General features: G+C 50.7%; 14 protein-coding genes. 10 read left to right on the top strand and 4 right to left on the bottom strand.

Annotated elements, in window-relative coordinates; all coding sequences use genetic code 11:
• Nucleotides 1–26: 26 nt before the first annotated feature.
• A complete protein-coding gene (locus ACJJIO_RS18545) occupies nucleotides 27–2,030 on the bottom strand; it encodes a transglycosylase SLT domain-containing protein (protein WP_444909405.1) in 2,004 nt (667 codons plus the stop codon).
• 163 nt (nucleotides 2,031–2,193) lie between these two features.
• Here ACJJIO_RS18545 and ACJJIO_RS18550 point away from each other — a divergent pair, with 163 nt between their 5' ends.
• On the top strand, nucleotides 2,194–4,059 hold the full coding sequence (locus ACJJIO_RS18550; RefSeq protein WP_444909406.1) for an ATP-binding cassette domain-containing protein: 1,866 nt from the start codon (nucleotides 2,194–2,196) through the stop codon (nucleotides 4,057–4,059).
• A 59-nt stretch (nucleotides 4,060–4,118) separates the two neighbouring features.
• On the opposite strand, the gene ACJJIO_RS18555 is transcribed toward ACJJIO_RS18550, so the two are convergent.
• Nucleotides 4,119–4,562: a universal stress protein gene (locus tag ACJJIO_RS18555; protein ID WP_252081967.1), complete on the bottom strand. Its 444-nt coding sequence runs from the start codon at nucleotides 4,560–4,562 to the stop codon at nucleotides 4,119–4,121.
• A gap of 146 nt (nucleotides 4,563–4,708) precedes the next feature.
• Here ACJJIO_RS18555 and ACJJIO_RS18560 point away from each other — a divergent pair, with 146 nt between their 5' ends.
• From ACJJIO_RS18560 to ACJJIO_RS18575, 4 genes are all read left to right on the top strand, one after another.
• Entirely contained in the window at nucleotides 4,709–5,233 is a 525-nt protein-coding gene (locus ACJJIO_RS18560; protein ID WP_444909407.1) for a hypothetical protein, read from the top strand.
• Between the two features lie 214 nt (nucleotides 5,234–5,447).
• Nucleotides 5,448–8,117, top strand: a complete 2,670-nt coding sequence (topA, locus tag ACJJIO_RS18565) for a type I DNA topoisomerase (RefSeq protein ID WP_444884601.1) — start codon at nucleotides 5,448–5,450, stop codon at nucleotides 8,115–8,117.
• Complete coding sequence (locus tag ACJJIO_RS18570) at nucleotides 8,118–8,606, top strand: DUF6586 family protein (protein WP_444909408.1); 489 nt, start codon at nucleotides 8,118–8,120, stop codon at nucleotides 8,604–8,606.
• A 103-nt stretch (nucleotides 8,607–8,709) separates the two neighbouring features.
• Nucleotides 8,710–8,964 (top strand): hypothetical protein, encoded by a 255-nt coding sequence (locus ACJJIO_RS18575; protein ID WP_152453256.1) that lies wholly within the window; start codon nucleotides 8,710–8,712, stop codon nucleotides 8,962–8,964.
• A gap of 86 nt (nucleotides 8,965–9,050) precedes the next feature.
• Here ACJJIO_RS18575 and lexA read toward each other — a convergent pair whose 3' ends face one another.
• Nucleotides 9,051–9,656: a transcriptional repressor LexA gene (gene lexA, locus ACJJIO_RS18580; RefSeq protein ID WP_252081962.1), complete on the bottom strand. Its 606-nt coding sequence runs from the start codon at nucleotides 9,654–9,656 to the stop codon at nucleotides 9,051–9,053.
• A 164-nt stretch (nucleotides 9,657–9,820) separates the two neighbouring features.
• Here lexA and ACJJIO_RS18585 point away from each other — a divergent pair, with 164 nt between their 5' ends.
• The 5 genes from ACJJIO_RS18585 to ACJJIO_RS18605 all read left to right on the top strand — a co-directional run bounded on the left by ACJJIO_RS18585 (nucleotide 9,821) and on the right by ACJJIO_RS18605 (nucleotide 14,238).
• Nucleotides 9,821–10,459 (top strand): LOG family protein, encoded by a 639-nt coding sequence (locus ACJJIO_RS18585; protein WP_252081961.1) that lies wholly within the window; start codon nucleotides 9,821–9,823, stop codon nucleotides 10,457–10,459.
• Between the two features lie 394 nt (nucleotides 10,460–10,853).
• The gene (locus tag ACJJIO_RS18590) at nucleotides 10,854–11,486 is read left to right on the top strand and encodes a TetR/AcrR family transcriptional regulator (protein ID WP_444884603.1); all 633 of its coding nucleotides are present in this window, start codon (nucleotides 10,854–10,856) and stop codon (nucleotides 11,484–11,486) included.
• A gap of 34 nt (nucleotides 11,487–11,520) precedes the next feature.
• The gene (gene nagZ / locus ACJJIO_RS18595; protein ID WP_444909409.1) at nucleotides 11,521–12,537 is read left to right on the top strand and encodes a beta-N-acetylhexosaminidase; all 1,017 of its coding nucleotides are present in this window, start codon (nucleotides 11,521–11,523) and stop codon (nucleotides 12,535–12,537) included.
• A gap of 79 nt (nucleotides 12,538–12,616) precedes the next feature.
• Entirely contained in the window at nucleotides 12,617–13,723 is a 1,107-nt protein-coding gene (locus ACJJIO_RS18600; RefSeq protein ID WP_444909410.1) for a mechanosensitive ion channel family protein, read from the top strand.
• A gap of 299 nt (nucleotides 13,724–14,022) precedes the next feature.
• Nucleotides 14,023–14,238, top strand: coding sequence for a cold-shock protein (locus ACJJIO_RS18605; protein ID WP_020413094.1), 216 nt, complete (start codon nucleotides 14,023–14,025; stop codon nucleotides 14,236–14,238).
• 662 nt (nucleotides 14,239–14,900) lie between these two features.
• On the opposite strand, the gene ACJJIO_RS18610 is transcribed toward ACJJIO_RS18605, so the two are convergent.
• Entirely contained in the window at nucleotides 14,901–15,860 is a 960-nt protein-coding gene (locus tag ACJJIO_RS18610; protein ID WP_444909411.1) for a CsiV family protein, read from the bottom strand.
• Nucleotides 15,861–15,912: the final 52 nt, after the last annotated feature.

The raw sequence follows: 15,912 nt of genomic DNA on the forward strand, positions 1-15,912 counted from the left end.
GGTTTGTAAGGTTATTCTGAGACACCTTAAAGTTTATTCCCTGCCTCATGCGCCTTGAGAAGTTGTAGCTTGGTGCCGCTTCGATAGGCATAAATTACCGTATAAGCGAGTACATTCTGTACATAATTCCTTGTTTCACTATAGGGAATCGTCTCGATCCAGACATCGTGTGGCAGACGCTGACGAGTCTCCTTTAACCACTTGGCAACCCGCGTTGGCCCCGCGTTGTAAGCGGCAGCGGCGAGGAAGCGATTGTTATCGAATCGATTTAACAGGGTGCTCAGGTAAAAGCTGCCAAGGGCAATATTAGTTTTGGGGCTTAGTAGATCCCAGCTGCGTCGATAGCGTACACCGGCGCGCTTTGCCGTTGCGCGTGCGGTAGAGGGTAGCAATTGCATTAGGCCCAATGCGCCAGACCGTGATTTGGCGTCGTGGCTGAAGTGGCTTTCCTGGCGGGCAACTGCATAAATCATATAGGGCTCTAGAGGCGTGCTCTGCCGTCCAACCTGCTCACTTACACTTTCTACAATATCGGCAAAGGCCAGGGGGAAGCGGAGTTCCAGATCATCCAGGTAGTCTGCCGCAAGAACAGATTGAATGGATTTGTGATACCAACCCCATGCGCTTGCCACTTTGCCCGCGGCTAATAGCTCCTCGTGATCCATTTCCCGAGTAGCGTAGCTCCACTCACGCCGAGCATGGAATAGTTCACCAATAGCCTGCAATTCACGTGCCCTTTGTAAGCCGGTGTGCTGGGCCATCTGCTGCACTTGAATTGGCGTGATTGGCGCGGGACGATCTACAAAGCTGTAATTTTGTCCGAGGGTATCGGCAGCAAGGAAGCCGTAGTAACTGCGTTCCCGTGCAGCTTTTCGATAGAGCAGGGAGGCTGCTCCAGACTGCGCTTTACCATAAAGTTCTTCCAGTGAGCGGGCTTTCCAGTAGAGCCAGCGATCGCGCTGTTGCCGATCGAGTGGCAGGCGATCAATCCAAAAGGCAACCTGCTCCCAGTCGAGCTCTCGCAGGGATTGCCGCGCCAGCCATTCAATGGAATATCCATCATCCATTGTGTGATTCTTGGTCAGTTGTAGCAGTCCCTGGGTATCGTCTTGACGCGCAAATTGTCGAGCCAGATGGCGGAGCATATTGGCTTGCTCCTTATCGTTAAACAGGAGGCTGGCACTATAGCGCTGCCATGCCTGTTCAGCGACGGCTGCATCTTCCCTAGCTAATCGATGCAATCCATGCAGAATAATTTCCCTATGATGCTCTGGTGACTGTAAGAAGCGGGGGTAATTGAGAAGAAGCTTGGGTGATTTGTGCACCTCCCTTAGCAGGGCTGCTCTCTGTTGGAAGGGTTTGTCCATTTTCCTGGCGATATAGGAAGCGAGTTCTAGGTTATCCTCTTCTAGGGTGAGTAAATGGCGGGACCAAATCTTTTCCTGGGTTAGGCCACCATTGCGCTTCCAACGGGCAAAAACAGGGTCACACTCCTCTACTTGTGAGTGCCCAACCAGCCAGAGCTCGGTGGTTACTTGATCGGCATTGTCTTTGTTGCCATGGCGAAACAATGCGTCGGCATAATAGCAACGCAGTGCCGCGCGCTTGTGTTTCTCAGGTTGAAAGTATTTTAGGTAGGTCTGAAATTGTCTCTGTTGCCCCAGCTCTCTAAGTAACCTAATACGCATCCAGTCACCCACCGCTGTTCCCTGATTCTCAGCGAGAAAGCGATCAATATCTTTTAGGGGCAATTGGTGTAATTTTCTTCCGATCGCCCAGTAGTCGAGATAGGGCACTAGAGGGTAATTCGCCAACTTGGCTTTCAATTGCTTTAACTGTTTTTTATTGCCGTATTTGATCGCTATCCTGGCTTGTTGTAATAGCTGGCGCTGGTTGGATATACCTGTGGCTGGCTTGTCTTGCTGAGACAACTCCTTCGATGATGCTTGTGACTCTGCCTGGGCGCTGAGGCAGATCCAGACCATTAAAGGGGCAATAAACTGGAAGAGTCGACTTGTGCTAACTGACATGACAGTAACCCCAAAGTTGAGTCTGGTCGCGCAAGTTTATGAGACGGCTTGGCAAAAAAGCGTAAAATAGCGAATTTTTCACAGGACCCGAAGTATCAATTTTCGTTTCATTCAACTAACTAGCGAGAATGTTAACCGGGTCTGTTAATTGTAGTGCCTAATTATGTTGCTTCTATTGGATGGGGTCAGTCTGCGTTACGGGACCCAGGTGCTTGCTGAAAACGTCAGTGCAAAAATTGAGCGGGGCGATCGTATTTGCCTTGTTGGCCGCAATGGAGAGGGTAAGTCCAGCCTGTTGCGTTTAATTGCGGGGCAGGTGGACCCAGATGCTGGGGAGATTGTGCGCGCGAGTGGGATGGTTATGGCAACCCTTGAGCAGGAGTTGCCCGCAGGCTGTCTCGACTCTGTCTACCGATATGTTGCCGAGGGTCTGGGCCCTATAGGGGGGGTATTGGCTGGTTATCGGGAGGACCCATCGGCCGAGCTACAGGCCAAAATTGAAGCGGAGCACGGCTGGGATCTCCTGCCTAGAGTCGATAGTGTGCTCGACCGCCTCGGCTTGAGTCCCGATGAATCCGTGGCTGATCTCTCTGGAGGTTGGCAGCGCCGTGCAGCTCTCGCGCGCGCACTGGTTACAGAGCCCGATTTGCTCATTCTCGATGAGCCCACCAACCATTTGGATATTGCCGCTGTGGAGTGGTTGGAAGGGTTCCTCGATACTTTTAGAGGCGCGTTATTGTTCGTCAGCCACGATCGTGCTTTGGCGCAGCGGCTGGCCAGTACAGTCTGGGATTTGGATCGTGGATACCTACGAGTTTTTCGTTGTAAGTTTGGGCGTTACCAGGAAGAAAAAGAGAAACTTTTAGAAGAAGAGGCCAGGAACGAAGCGCTATTCGACAAAAAGCTAGCCCAGGAGGAAGCCTGGATTCGCCAGGGTATCAAGGCGCGACGCACCCGTAATGAAGGGCGGGTGCGGGCCTTGCAGGGACTAAGGCGCCAGAGAGAGGCGCGTCGAACTCAACAGGGCATTGCAAGGATGTCTCTCGATAGTGGAGAAATATCCGGTAAACTGGTGGCTGAGCTTAGCAACGTTACCTTTGCCTACCCCAATGAGTCCCCCCTGATTCGCGACCTTTCATTTACCTTAATGCGCGGTGATAAGGTGGGATTGATTGGTCCTAATGGGGTTGGTAAAAGCACCTTAATTCGAGTGTTGCTCGGGGACCTTCAGCCTCAGTCCGGTCAGGTGCGTTTGGGTACAAAGCAGCAGGTAGCCTATTTTGACCAGCGCAGGGACCAATTAAATCCAGAACTTACCGTGTTGGATAATGTTGGTGGAGGGCGCGACTCTGTCACCATTGGCGGTAAAAGCCGCCATATCATGTCCTATTTATCCGATTTCCTCTTTAGCGGTTTGAAAGCGCGGACCAAGGTAGGTGCGTTGAGTGGTGGTGAGCGCAATAGGGCTCTTCTGGCGAAATTATTCAGTCAGCCAGCCAATATTCTGGTGCTCGATGAGCCGACAAATGACTTGGATGTAGAAACCCTGGAGCTGCTTGAAAAGTTACTTCTGGAATTCACAGGCACAGTGTTATTAGTCAGTCACGACCGTGCATTTCTCGATAATGTTGTGGATTCCTGTCTGGCCTTCGAGGGAGATGGTCGTATCCGAGAGTATGTGGGTGGTTATGCGGACTTCATTCGCCAGGGAGGTAGCTTTGAACAGGAGTCAAAAGAGGAAAAAGTCCCCGAAGGCAAGGTGAAAGCAAAGCCGGTCGAAGCGGACAAGCCTCAGGTTAAGAAAAAGAAGCTCAGCTATAAGCTGCAACGTGAACTGGATGGCTTACCAGCCTTGATCGAACAGCTTGAAGTTGAAATTGGCGCTATAGAGGCTGAGGTAGCAGACCCTACTTTTTATCAACAGGAGCAAGCCCAGGTGCAAAACCGGCTCAATTTACTGGCGGAGAAGCAAACTCAATTAGAGACCGCTTTTGATCGATGGTCGGAGTTGGAGGGGGGCGAAGAGTAAGGTTTGAGTATTGGAGAGAAGGGGTGCATGGCACCACTTCTCTCGCCGAAAGAGGGGGCTTATTCTTCGTCCACATATACCCTGACAGCTAAAACATCGCACTTGGCGCCGTGAAGAACCCCGTTAGAGGTTGAGCCCAGCAGAAGAGCCAGGCCATGGCGTCCATGGCTACCGATAACAATAAGATCGACCTCTAAATCTTTGGCTAGGCGATGTATCTCGGTGGATGGTTGGCCCAAAATTACATGCTGTCGTTCAGCGGGGATATTCAGCGGTAGAGCGGCTTTGTGGAGCTGTTCCTTGGCCTGTCTCTGTAGCTGATCCTGTACCTCCGATAAATCCATGGGGATATCCCCACCGTAGGCAAATGTCAGCGGCTCAATGGCATGCATCAAGCTGATTTCGGCATTGAAAGCTTCAGCGAGGGAGGCCGCTTTTTCCAGCACTTGTGAGGATTCTTCCGAGAGGTCCAGGCCCACCAATATTCGTTCATATTTCGCCATTTTCCATTAGCTCCTGTCTTTTCTATTTGCCCAGTGGGGCCTCATACGACAGCTATTTTCAGTCTATCGCAAAAAAAACTGTTTGACATGGATCATATATGGCGCCGCAGAATAGGCCGTTTTTAAAACCATCATAAGGAACTTTTATGTCCGAATGGCTACCGGTAATCATAATTGGCTTTGCTATTGCCCTGGTGCTGGGGCCAGTGATGTGGCTGAAGCCCAATCAGCGCGACAGCCGTCTGGCTGATTTGCGTGGCCGTGCCGCCAGGGCAGGTATTACCGTGCAAATTCAAGCCTTACCTGAAGCTTTGGGGGAGGGGACCGCAGCGGTTTATTACTATCGGTGGAAGGATAGAAAGCGTCTACAGATTGGTTGGAAGCTACAGCGCCAGCGGATTACGCACGAAATGAATTTTGCCGGTAGTTGGGACTGGGGCAACAGTGTGAGAGCCCCCCAGGCAGCATGGCAGCAATTGCACCAGTTGCTGGATAGCTTGCCGGCGGATTGCTATGCGATTATCGCAACCGATGTCGGATTGGGCGTGCAATGGCAGGAAAACGGTGGGGTCAAAGCTTTTTCGCAGCTGTCTGAGAGTTTGGCGGAGTACACCCCTCTTATAGAAGAATCTGTACGCAAGATCAGTCCCATTAAGCTCCCAGAAGACTAGGGCGACAGGCATTTTAGCGGGCTGCTCAAATAGGGAAAATTGTCACAATTTTACCCTTTTCTGGGGGTGAAATTTGGCGAATAAGCACTAAAAGTTGTCAGCTTTGCTTGACCGCGCCTTGACTGAGGCTTATATATTCGCGCAGCGCAGGCCCGATTGATGGGCCTGAAATGCTTCGGATAGCAGTAAATTTTTCATTTGAAATCAAAGGCTTATGGGTAAATCACTGGTCATCGTCGAATCACCGGCCAAAGCGAAAACCATCAATAAATATCTCGGCAAGGACTTTGTTGTTAAGTCCAGCGTCGGTCATATTCGCGATTTGCCAACCGGTGGTGGCAACAAACAGCCCGTTGACGCAAAAGAACGGGCAAGGCGTGCGGCAGAGACTCGTAAGCTTTCTCCTGAGGCGAAAGAAGCTTACAAGCGCAAGAAAAATCGTGCGCAGCTGATCAAGCGCATGGGGATCGACCCGGATAATAGCTGGCAGGCTCACTACGAAATTTTGCCAGGCAAGGAAAAAGTAGTCAGCGAATTGCAAAAGCTGGCTGAGAATGCCGATCACATTTATCTGGCAACGGATTTGGACCGCGAGGGAGAGGCGATCGCCTGGCACTTGCGGGAAGCAATTGGCGGTAATGACGAACGCTATCGCCGAGTGGTTTTTAATGAAATCACTAAGTCCGCGATCCAGGAGGCGTTCAAAGATCCCGGCCGCCTGAATATCAATCGGGTTCATGCCCAGCAGGCTCGCCGATTCCTCGATCGCATTGTTGGCTATATGGTCTCCCCACTATTGTGGGAGAAAGTTGCCCGAGGACTCTCTGCTGGCCGGGTGCAGTCAGTGGCAGTTCGTCTCGTGGTAGAGCGCGAACGTGAGATCCGCGCTTTCATTCCTGAGGAGTACTGGACGCTTTTCGCTGATACCGCTACCAGCAAAGCGAACAAGCTGCGGCTAGAGGTTAAAAAACAAGCTGGTGAAACTTTCCGCCCCACCAATGAAGCCGATGCGAATAGCGCGGTGAAATTGCTTCAGGGTAGTGAGTTTGTTGTTAGCGGTCGTGACGATAAGCCTACCAGTTCCAAGCCTAGTGCTCCCTTTATTACTTCGACACTGCAGCAGGCGGCTAGTAATCGTCTCGGTTTCAGTGTCAAGAAAACCATGACCCTTGCACAGCGTCTTTACGAAGCTGGTCATATTACATACATGCGTACCGATTCGACCAACCTAAGTAAAGAGGCGGTTGAGTCGGCCCGGCAGTATATCGGTGAGAATTTTGGCGATAAGTATCTGCCAGAAAAGCCCGTTAGTTATAGCAGCAAGGAGGGAGCGCAAGAAGCTCACGAGGCAATTCGTCCCTCCGATGTGCGTGTTGCCCCGAATATGCTCTCAGGTGCAGAGCGGGATGCGGAGCGGCTCTACAATCTGATTTGGCAGCAGTTCGTCGCCTGTCAGATGACCCCGGCAAAATACACTTCCACCTCAATTGTGGTGAGTGCCGGTGACTTTGAGTTGCGTGCTCGCGGCCGAGTGATTCGTTTTGATGGCTTTCTCAAAGTTGCCCCTCCTGCGGGCAAGAAAGATGAAGATCTGCTGCTGCCTGATGTTCAGGTTGGCGATAAGCTGTCTCTGCAGCAGCTGGACCCGAAACAACATTTCACCAAGCCTCCGGCTCGTTTTAGCGAAGCCGCTCTGGTGAAAGAGCTGGAAAAGCGTGGTATTGGCCGGCCCTCAACTTATGCCTCTATTATTTCCACAATTCAGGATCGGGGCTATGTGCGGCTTGAGAACCGCCGTTTCTACGCGGAAAAAATGGGTGATATTGTCACCGACCGCCTCAGCGAAAGTTTTAAAAATCTGATGGACTACGGTTTTACCGCAAGCCTGGAGGAGTCTCTGGATGCGGTTGCCGATGGCGATAAAGGTTGGAAGCAGTTACTCGACGAGTTTTATCAAGACTTCTCCTCGCGGCTGGAAAAAGCTCAGTCCAGCGATGCGGGTATGCGGCGCAACACGCCGACAGATACCGATATCGAGTGCAGTAAGTGTGGTCGCCATATGCAGATCCGCACAGGCTCTACCGGTGTATTCCTTGGCTGCTCCGGTTACGCGCTTCCTCCTAAGGAGCGCTGCACCAACACGATGAATCTGGTCTCAGGCGATGAGGCCGTGGACGCGGATAAGGACGAAGATGCCGAAACCCGCCAGCTGCGGGAGAAGCGCCGCTGTCCCAAGTGCGGCACGGCGATGGATAGTTATCTGCTTGATGAGCAGAGAAAGCTACATATCTGCGGTAATAACCCAGACTGTAATGGTTACGAGGTAGAGCAGGGCACGTTCAAAATTAAGGGCTACGACGGTCCGATTATTGAGTGTGATAAGTGCGGTAGCGACATGCAGCTGAAGTCAGGTCGTTTTGGTAAATACTTCGGCTGTACTAACGAAGCCTGTAAGAATACCCGCAAGCTGTTGAAAAATGGCCAGCCGGCGCCACCCAAAATGGATCCGGTTCCTATGCCGGAGTTGGCTTGCCTGAAGGTTGAGGATCATTACATTCTCCGCGATGGTGCCTCCGGATTATTCCTGGCTGCCAGCCAGTTTCCGAAAAACCGTGAGACCCGTGCCCCGCTGATAAAAGAGCTACTGCCTCACCAAAGTGAGATTGACCCTAAGTACAGTTTCTTGTTCTCGGCTCCCTCACAGGATGATCAGGGGCGCGATACCGTAGTTCGCTTCAGCCGTAAGACCCAAGAGCAGTATGTTCAGTCCGAGGAGGATGGAAAGGCCACGGGTTGGAAGGCTTTTTACCGGGATGGCTCCTGGAAAGTCGAAGCGGCGGCCAAGAAAAAGCCGGCAGCTAAGAAAGCGGCGGCAAAAAAGTAAATGAGTAACCCCTATACCGGCCTAGTCACTTCGGCATTGCGTAAGAGCCAGCTGCTGGCCACAAGTAGTTATGACTCTACTATTCGGCGAATGGCCCTGGAAGAAGGTGCTTTGTTGCAGCTATGGAAAGCCTATCAGGCTTTCCTGGCTGAACTGTCACACCAGCTGCAATTGGGTTTTGAGCCGGAGTCTGTACAGGTTATTTTAGATAGCCTGCACAGCCAGGGGAGAGCGAGCCTTGAAGTAAGTGAACTGCAGTCATTGCTCTCAGAGCCAGGGAGTTGGCTTAGCGAATTATTACGCGCGTGGAACCTGCTCTTAAGGCTGCCTACATTAGCGGAGGAAAAGGGGCAAGCTGGCAACCTTATTCCGACCCACAATATCGCCGGACCAGTACCAATTGAGCTTTCTTTCGAAGTGCTGCTTAAATGGCACAAAGCTCTCAGTGAGCTGATACTTAGACAGCGTGCCAATCTCGAGGAGTGCTAAGAGGGCTCCGCTTCCTTTCTATTCATCTTTTTGCGCCCACTGAAACTTCTAAATTGCCTGTGGTACACTGGGCGCAAACTGATGTGCAGTGAAGGGAAAGCAAATGTCCTCCGAAACTTTTGAGATTATCGAGTTGGCCAATGGCGATGTGGCTCTGCGCCGTGCCGGCCATGAGGAGGACCCTCTGGTGAGTATTCGTTTCTCAGCCGAGAGTCTCCAATTTTTGCGAAAGCACAAGGTAGCAGTAGCCCGGGCCATGTTAGAGGCGGGTATAGAAGCCGTGCAAAATCTCGATGACCTGGAGCCAGGTTACTTTGAAGAGGAAGAGTCGATGCCGGTTAACCATACGATTCACTAATCTATGGTAAAGGCGAAAAATTAAGTGAAACAACAGCGGCTAGAAGCCGCTGTTATTGTATTTGATTGGCGGTAAATCTTTTAGTCTCACGGAGTTTGGCGAATAACGCCCACCGCTAATCCTTCAATCACAAAGTTCTTATCCCGCATATCTACTTGGATGGTATCAAAGTCTTCGTTTTCAGGCAGGAGTTGTACTGTTGCCTGATTACCTTTACGGCGGAAGCGCTTTACGGTTACTTCATCATCAATCCGCGCAACTACAATCTGCCCGTTTCTGATTTGTTCGGTCTTCTGCACTGCCAGAAGGTCCCCATCGAGAATACCGGCATTTCGCATACTCATGCCGTGTACCCGCAATAAATAATCTGCCGGTGGGTGGAAGAAACTGGCGGGCAGGTCGCAATAATCCTCAATATGCTCGGCTGCCAGAATAGGATTGCCTGCGGCGACACGCCCCACGATGGGAAGTCCCGATTGGTGGTCGGGAATTCGAATACCTCGGGAGGCACCGGCAACCATCTCAATGGCTCCTTTCCGTGCCAGTGCTTTGAGGTGTTCCTCTGCAGCGTTGGGCGAGCGAAAACCCAGCTCTTGGGCGATTTCTGCGCGGGTGGGAGGGTAACCTGTGTCGTCCAGGTAGGCTTTTATCAGCTCTAATACTTGAGTCTGGCGTGCGGTGAGATTGGTCATAGATTTACCTAGCGTTTCTGTATTTTTATACAGTTGCTGGGATTATATACAGATTTAAGGATCTCGCAAACTGAGCACCTGCCTGCAGTCCAGCTGCTACATTGTTTAAGAAAACAGGGAATGAAAAGAATAGTTGAAAGAACTGACAGCAAGGGAGAACAATAATGCTTGATGCGAAAATGGCTGAAGCCTGGAGAGTTCTGCGCATTCAATCTGAGTTGGTTGATGGAATTGAGCGTTTGGTTGCGCTTAACGGGGCGGTAACAGTTTTTGGCGGTGCGCGTTTCACTGAAGATAGCCAGGAATATCAGCAAGGGGTGAAGCTTGGGGAGCTTTTAGCAGCAGAGGGGATACCTGTGATGACCGGTGGCGGGCCGGGTCTGATGGAAGCGTGTAATCGTGGGGCTTTTGAGCAGCCTGGTACTTCAATCGGATTAAATATCGAGCTGCCTTTTGAGCAGGCAGCCAATCCTTACCAAGATATCAGCTTGAATTTTCGCTATTTCTTTGTGCGTAAATTTATGTTTGTGAAGCATGCCGTGGGTTTTGTGGGTTTACCCGGGGGCTACGGCACGCTGGACGAATTATTTGAGGCGCTGACATTAGTACAAACCCAAAAAGTACGGCGATTCCCAATCGTTTTGGTGGGCAAGCGTTATTGGGGAGGGCTGTACGATTGGCTGGTAGATACGGTATTGGAACGAAATTGTATCGACTCTGCTGATCTAGATCTGTTTCATGTGGTGGATGCAGTGGAAGAGGCTGCAGATTTAATTATGAAATATATGCGAGCCAGGGATTAAATAGTTTTCGAGATGTCTAGGTTACTTTCTTTATTAATTAACAATCGGATAGGGCGAGGAGTAGGGGAGGCAGGAAAAACAGGAATACAGGAGGTAGAGGCCAAATACAGAGCCTACAGCTGTGCCTCGTCCCTAAATAGTAGTTAGCGCCTCTATCTTTCTTCCCGCGCAGTGGAATGCACTAAGGCCTATGGGAAGAGGTAGTGGTCAGTCGCTTCGGTAATTACATCTTATCCTGCCAACTTACCAAACCAATTTCGCCTATGGGGATTCGCCAGGTCGGACTTCCCCCTACAACCGTTCTTTCTGTATGTGTAATAAGCCGCCAGCGAGCTGGGGAGTGTGCTACTCTGGCCGAAATTAAACAGCTGTTTTAAATGGTGGTTTGATATCTATGAGTCAGATGGATACCGTTAACCGCATCTTGGATGCTGCCGAAGCGCTCTTTGCCGAGCGCGGCTTTACTGAGACATCCCTTAGGACTATTACGAGTACTGCCGGAGTCAATCTGGCAGCCGTCAACTACCACTTTGGTTCTAAGAAAGAGTTGATCCAGGCGGTTTTTGAGCGTTTCCTAACACCATTTACCGATGCCCTGGAAGCAGAGTTGGATCGACGCATAGCTTCTGGCCAGCCACTTAAGGTTGAAGGGTTGTTGGAGAGCCTATACCGAGTTGGGTTGGGCAGTCTGAGCCAACTTGGGCTGGATGCTCAGCGCTTTATGCGCCTGCTGGGACTAGCTTATACGCAGTTTCAGGGGCACTTACGCCGCTTTATAGTGTCTCGTTACGGTGATAGTTACCGACGCTTCGCAGGCCTACTGGCCGAGGCCTTACCGGGGGTTGATCCCGTGACTTTCTACTGGCGCCTGTATTTTATGTTAGGGGCCACTATTTTCACCTTGTCGAGCTACGATGCCATAGAGGCTATCCTGAGAGAGGATTTTGGTGCTCAGAGCAGCCTGCCGGAAACTTTGGAGCGCCTTGTGCCGGCCGCTTCGGCAATGCTAAAGGTGGAGTCCGGTTAAACTGCGCAGCTGGTGAATCTTAGAGGAACTGAATATGCCTGCATCACTTGGACCGGTGATGATCGATATCGAAGGGCAGAAGCTCACTGATGAGGATTGTGAGCTTTTGCGCCACCCGCTCGTGGGTGGTTTGATTTTCTTTGCGCGCAATTATCGCGATCGCGATCAGATTCAAGCTCTGATTGCCGATATTCGATCTGTGCGCCCAGAGATACTGCTGGCTGTTGATCAGGAGGGTGGGCGAGTACAGCGTTTTCGAGAGGGGTTCACGCGTTTGCCTTCCATGCAAAAGCTGTCCGCCGAGGCTTCAGCAGTACAGTTGCAGGATGTGGGTTGGTTGCTCGCCTCTGAGTTATTGGCTGTAGGGATGGATTTCAGTTTCGCCCCTGTATTGGATGCCGATGACAGCCACAGCCGAGTTATTGGAGATCGCAGTTTTTGTCCCGCCCCCCATCACCTGACGGCTATTGCAAGGCCATTTATTCAAGGGATGCGTGAGGCCGGTATGGCTACAACCGGCAAGCACTTTCCAGGACACGGGCACGTGCTTGAAGATAGCCATGTGGAGCTTCCTCAAGACGAGCGCTCCCTGGAGCAGGTGCTGGCCAGCGATGCCTTGCCTTTTATTGACTGCATAGGGGCCGATGAACTGGATGCGGTGATGCCCGCTCACATTCGCTTCGTCAATATAGACAGTCAGCCGGTGGGTTTCTCCCGTTACTGGCTACAGGATATTTTGCGAGGACGGCTGGGTTTTAATGGGGTTATCTTCAGTGATGATCTGTCCATGGAGGGGGCGGGAGCTGCCGGTGGTTATGGGGAGAGAATCCGCGCTGCTCTGGAAGCGGGTTGTGATATGGGCGTAGTCTGCAATAACCGCGCAGGGGCTTTGGAGTCTCTCGCTGGGCTGCAGAACTTTATTCCCGCAGCGGAATCGAGTGAGCGTCTGAAAGCTATGCGGGGTAGACCCTTAATCACCTCCTGGGCGGAACTCGAAAAAAGTGAGCGCTGGCATAGAACTCGCAGCTGGTTAGCTTCAATAATGCAGTAGTTGAGAAATACCGGTTTCCGCAGCTTGCTCCAAGAACCTATGGGCGGCTGGAGCCGGTTTTATAAGCGGAGGGGGAATTGTGGAGTCCGTAGAGAGTGTGCTGTTGTCCTGGTTGGGTGATAACCGGGTTTGGATAATCTCTGTTTTTCTTATTGTATTAGCTTCCGCACTGGCGGCCTGGGTTTTCGGCCGCTTTGTGCAAAAACTGGCTGCCAGGGCTGAGAAGACCGTCAATCCCTGGGATGATGCGCTGGTAGGGGCTCTCTCCCCTCCTGGACAAGTATTAATCTGGCTGTTGGGGCTCACGGTGGCCGCCCAGCGTGCGGGTCAGGCGACGGGTGCAGAGATTTTCTCCCTGGCAGAGCCTGCCCGCGAGATAGGCCTTATTTTGGTCCTCTCCTGGTTCGCTTGGCGCTTCTCGCACAGCGCGGAGCGTAACCTTTGCAATCCCCGCTATATTGGCAAGCCGATGGATGCCACCACGGTTAGAGCCATCGGCAAGCTGGTGCGGGCTTCGATCGCTATCACTGCGGGTATAGTGATTATGCAGTTCCTAGGCTATAGCGTCAGTGGCGTTTTGGCCTTTGGTGGCATTGGGGGTTTGGCGGTTGGCTTTGCCGCTAAGGATTTGCTGGCGAATTTCTTTGGTGGGCTGATGATTTACTTAGATCGCCCCTTTGCGGTTGGCGATTGGATACGCTCCCCGGACAAGGAGATTGAGGGGACTGTAGAGGATATTGGCTGGCGCCTGACTCGCATACGCACCTTTGATATGCGCCCAGTTTATGTGCCTAATAGTGTCTTCACGCAGATTTCTGTCGAGAACCCTTCGCGAATGCTCAATCGCAGGATCTTTGAAACTATTGGGGTTCGTTATGAAGATGGCCATTTAATGGCGCAGATAGTGGCAGATGTTAAGAAAATGTTACAGCATCACCCGGAAATAGATGCCAACCGAACTCTTATTGTTAATTTTAATAGTTTTGCAGCCTCATCCCTTGATTTCTTTATATACACCTTTACCAGAACGACAGAGTGGGTGAGATACCATGAAATCAAACAGGATGTTTTGTTGAATGTACTCAATATAATTGAGCGCCATGGTGCGTCTTGTGCATTTCCGACCTCGACGGTACATATTGCCGATATTCCTTCATTAGCGCGAGAAGCCGCGTTAGACAGTTGAGTATTGGGAGTGCGATAAGGTACAAATGTTTAGTTTAAATATCGCGCCTAATTGGGGTTTTGACGGTTAATTACGCCTATTGGTAAAAACGTAGTATTTATTTCACATAGAAACCTAGACACTGGCGCTGTTTTATCTAAGAATCAGGTTACGCCCTTTGGGTTACTCTCAATAGGGTGAAGCAAGATAGCATTCTGCATGGAGCAGTTTGTTAACAATGGGGTGGCGTTTGCCCCTCTTGCCGAATTGAGCAGTGAGGTAATAGAGGTAGGCGCAATAACAATAATGAGGTTTTCTCAATGAGTGATCGCGTTACAGGTACAGTGAAGTGGTTTAATAACGCACGGGGTTATGGCTTCATCACCTGTGGAGAAGGAACTGAAGATATTTTTGTTCACTATCGCAGCATTCGCGGAGAGGGTTATAAAACCCTTAACGAGGGGCAGGCGGTTGAGTTCGAAATGCAACAAGGTGACAAAGGACTGCTGGCGGAAGATGTTGTTCCCTGTGAGTGATTTTAGGATCACTCGTTGAAAGAACTGTTGTCGCGTAGAGTTTGCGGTGCCAGCCGCTAGCTCTGCCAGCGCCTCCAAAGCGGGCTTTTCAGCTCGCTTTTCTATTTCTCCATTCGCTTGGTTCAATATGTGTCTTATGGCGGTTTGCATACATATATGACCAGTCCCACGAGTTTCGTTATATTTTGAAATGTATTAATTGCCTGCGCCTTTAATTTCTGAAAGCGCTCCAGGCTATTTGTGAAGCTTTAATAATCTTGAAACCAATTTAATGTTAGGAGTCAGGGTTTCAGTTCTGTCTGGCGGAATAAATTTAAAAATCTTTATTGCTGCTTCTTTATTAAGCTTTTTTATTTTATTTGGCTATTTTTCTTCTCTAGTGATTTTCACTTGAGCGAGGGTGTTGTAATAATGGGGTGAGTTTTTCTCTTCGCCTTCCGTGTCTTTGTACTTGTTTTTTGCCGGATATCGTTAAGTTGCTGCCTTTGTAAAATTTTATTTTATAAATTGCAGTCAAATTGGTTTGGTTGTGTTATCTGTTATGCCGGATTCGATTCGGCTTTTATAGATTTAGGAAAGTGTAATTTGTTTGGTTATATATACTGTTGTATATGGAATACCCCCTTTGAAGGGGGGTATTTAAAAGAGTATTAATTGGCTGTTTATAAGGTAACTGGGGTGGTTTCTTCTGTGACTTCTTCGTTGCTTTCAGCCACAGTGCGAATTTCAATCAAAATACCAAAAGCCGGGTGGTCAATATAGTGCAGTTGGCCGCTTCGCATACGGCGCTCATGCTGTAAATGAGCGGCCCGCATCACATATACCGGTTGCTCAGTCGGGGCATCTAGGGTTATTGGCTCCCGGTCTCCTGCTGCGTTTGAGAAGTTATGCCTATCCGGATTGGAAGCAATAAACCCTTCATTTGTGGTAGTGAAAGAAATTGTCTCCTCGGAGGGTGTTGGAGCAGCCTTGGGTCGATGAGGCAGGCGGATACCCTCCACAGATGCGGGAGCAGAGAAATCATTGAGCCAAAGGTTTGTACTCAGGTGTAAATAGCGTGAGACGCTCAAGGTAATAGACCCTTCCAGTTGGCTGTGTCCTGAAAAGGTTTCGCCACCATCAATCAGGATTGCTGGTGACTTATGTTTTTGCTCCAAAACTTGGTGCCAAGCTTTGTGGAATAAAATGCGATCCCCGCCTCTCACTAGAGCTGCCGCCTTAGTATCCAGCTTGGTGTCTACGGGGGAGAGGAGTAAGCGGAGGGGGGGGGCTTGGTCAGTATTGTGATCGCCGAACTCGCTGACTGCAAAGCTGACAGGCTCCTCGTCCAATGCTGTATCTTCTTGGGGGAGCTCTGTGGATTCAGGGAATGCGGTTGCGATAGGGGATTCTGCTTTTTCCTCCCGGGGTGCAGGGGTGTCGAAGTCCACCCAGCGAGCAGGGTAGGTGAGGCTCGGCTCCGCAGGCCAGGTTTCATTGGTTTGTGCCATACCTTGGGGGCGTTCGAACACGATCATCTCGATTTCGAAAGTATTGCCGGCGTAGTTCGCCGCCTGTGAGGTCGTGGCGGAGAGTGCCAGGGCAAGTGTAGAGCAGAGGTGCACTATCTTTTTTATGGTCATTGGGTTACCACTTTCTTCCATCTGTCCTGTCTATCGTCAGAGCAGGGTGAGT

Source organism: Microbulbifer mixtoriginis (SeqCode), assembly GCF_052467235.1.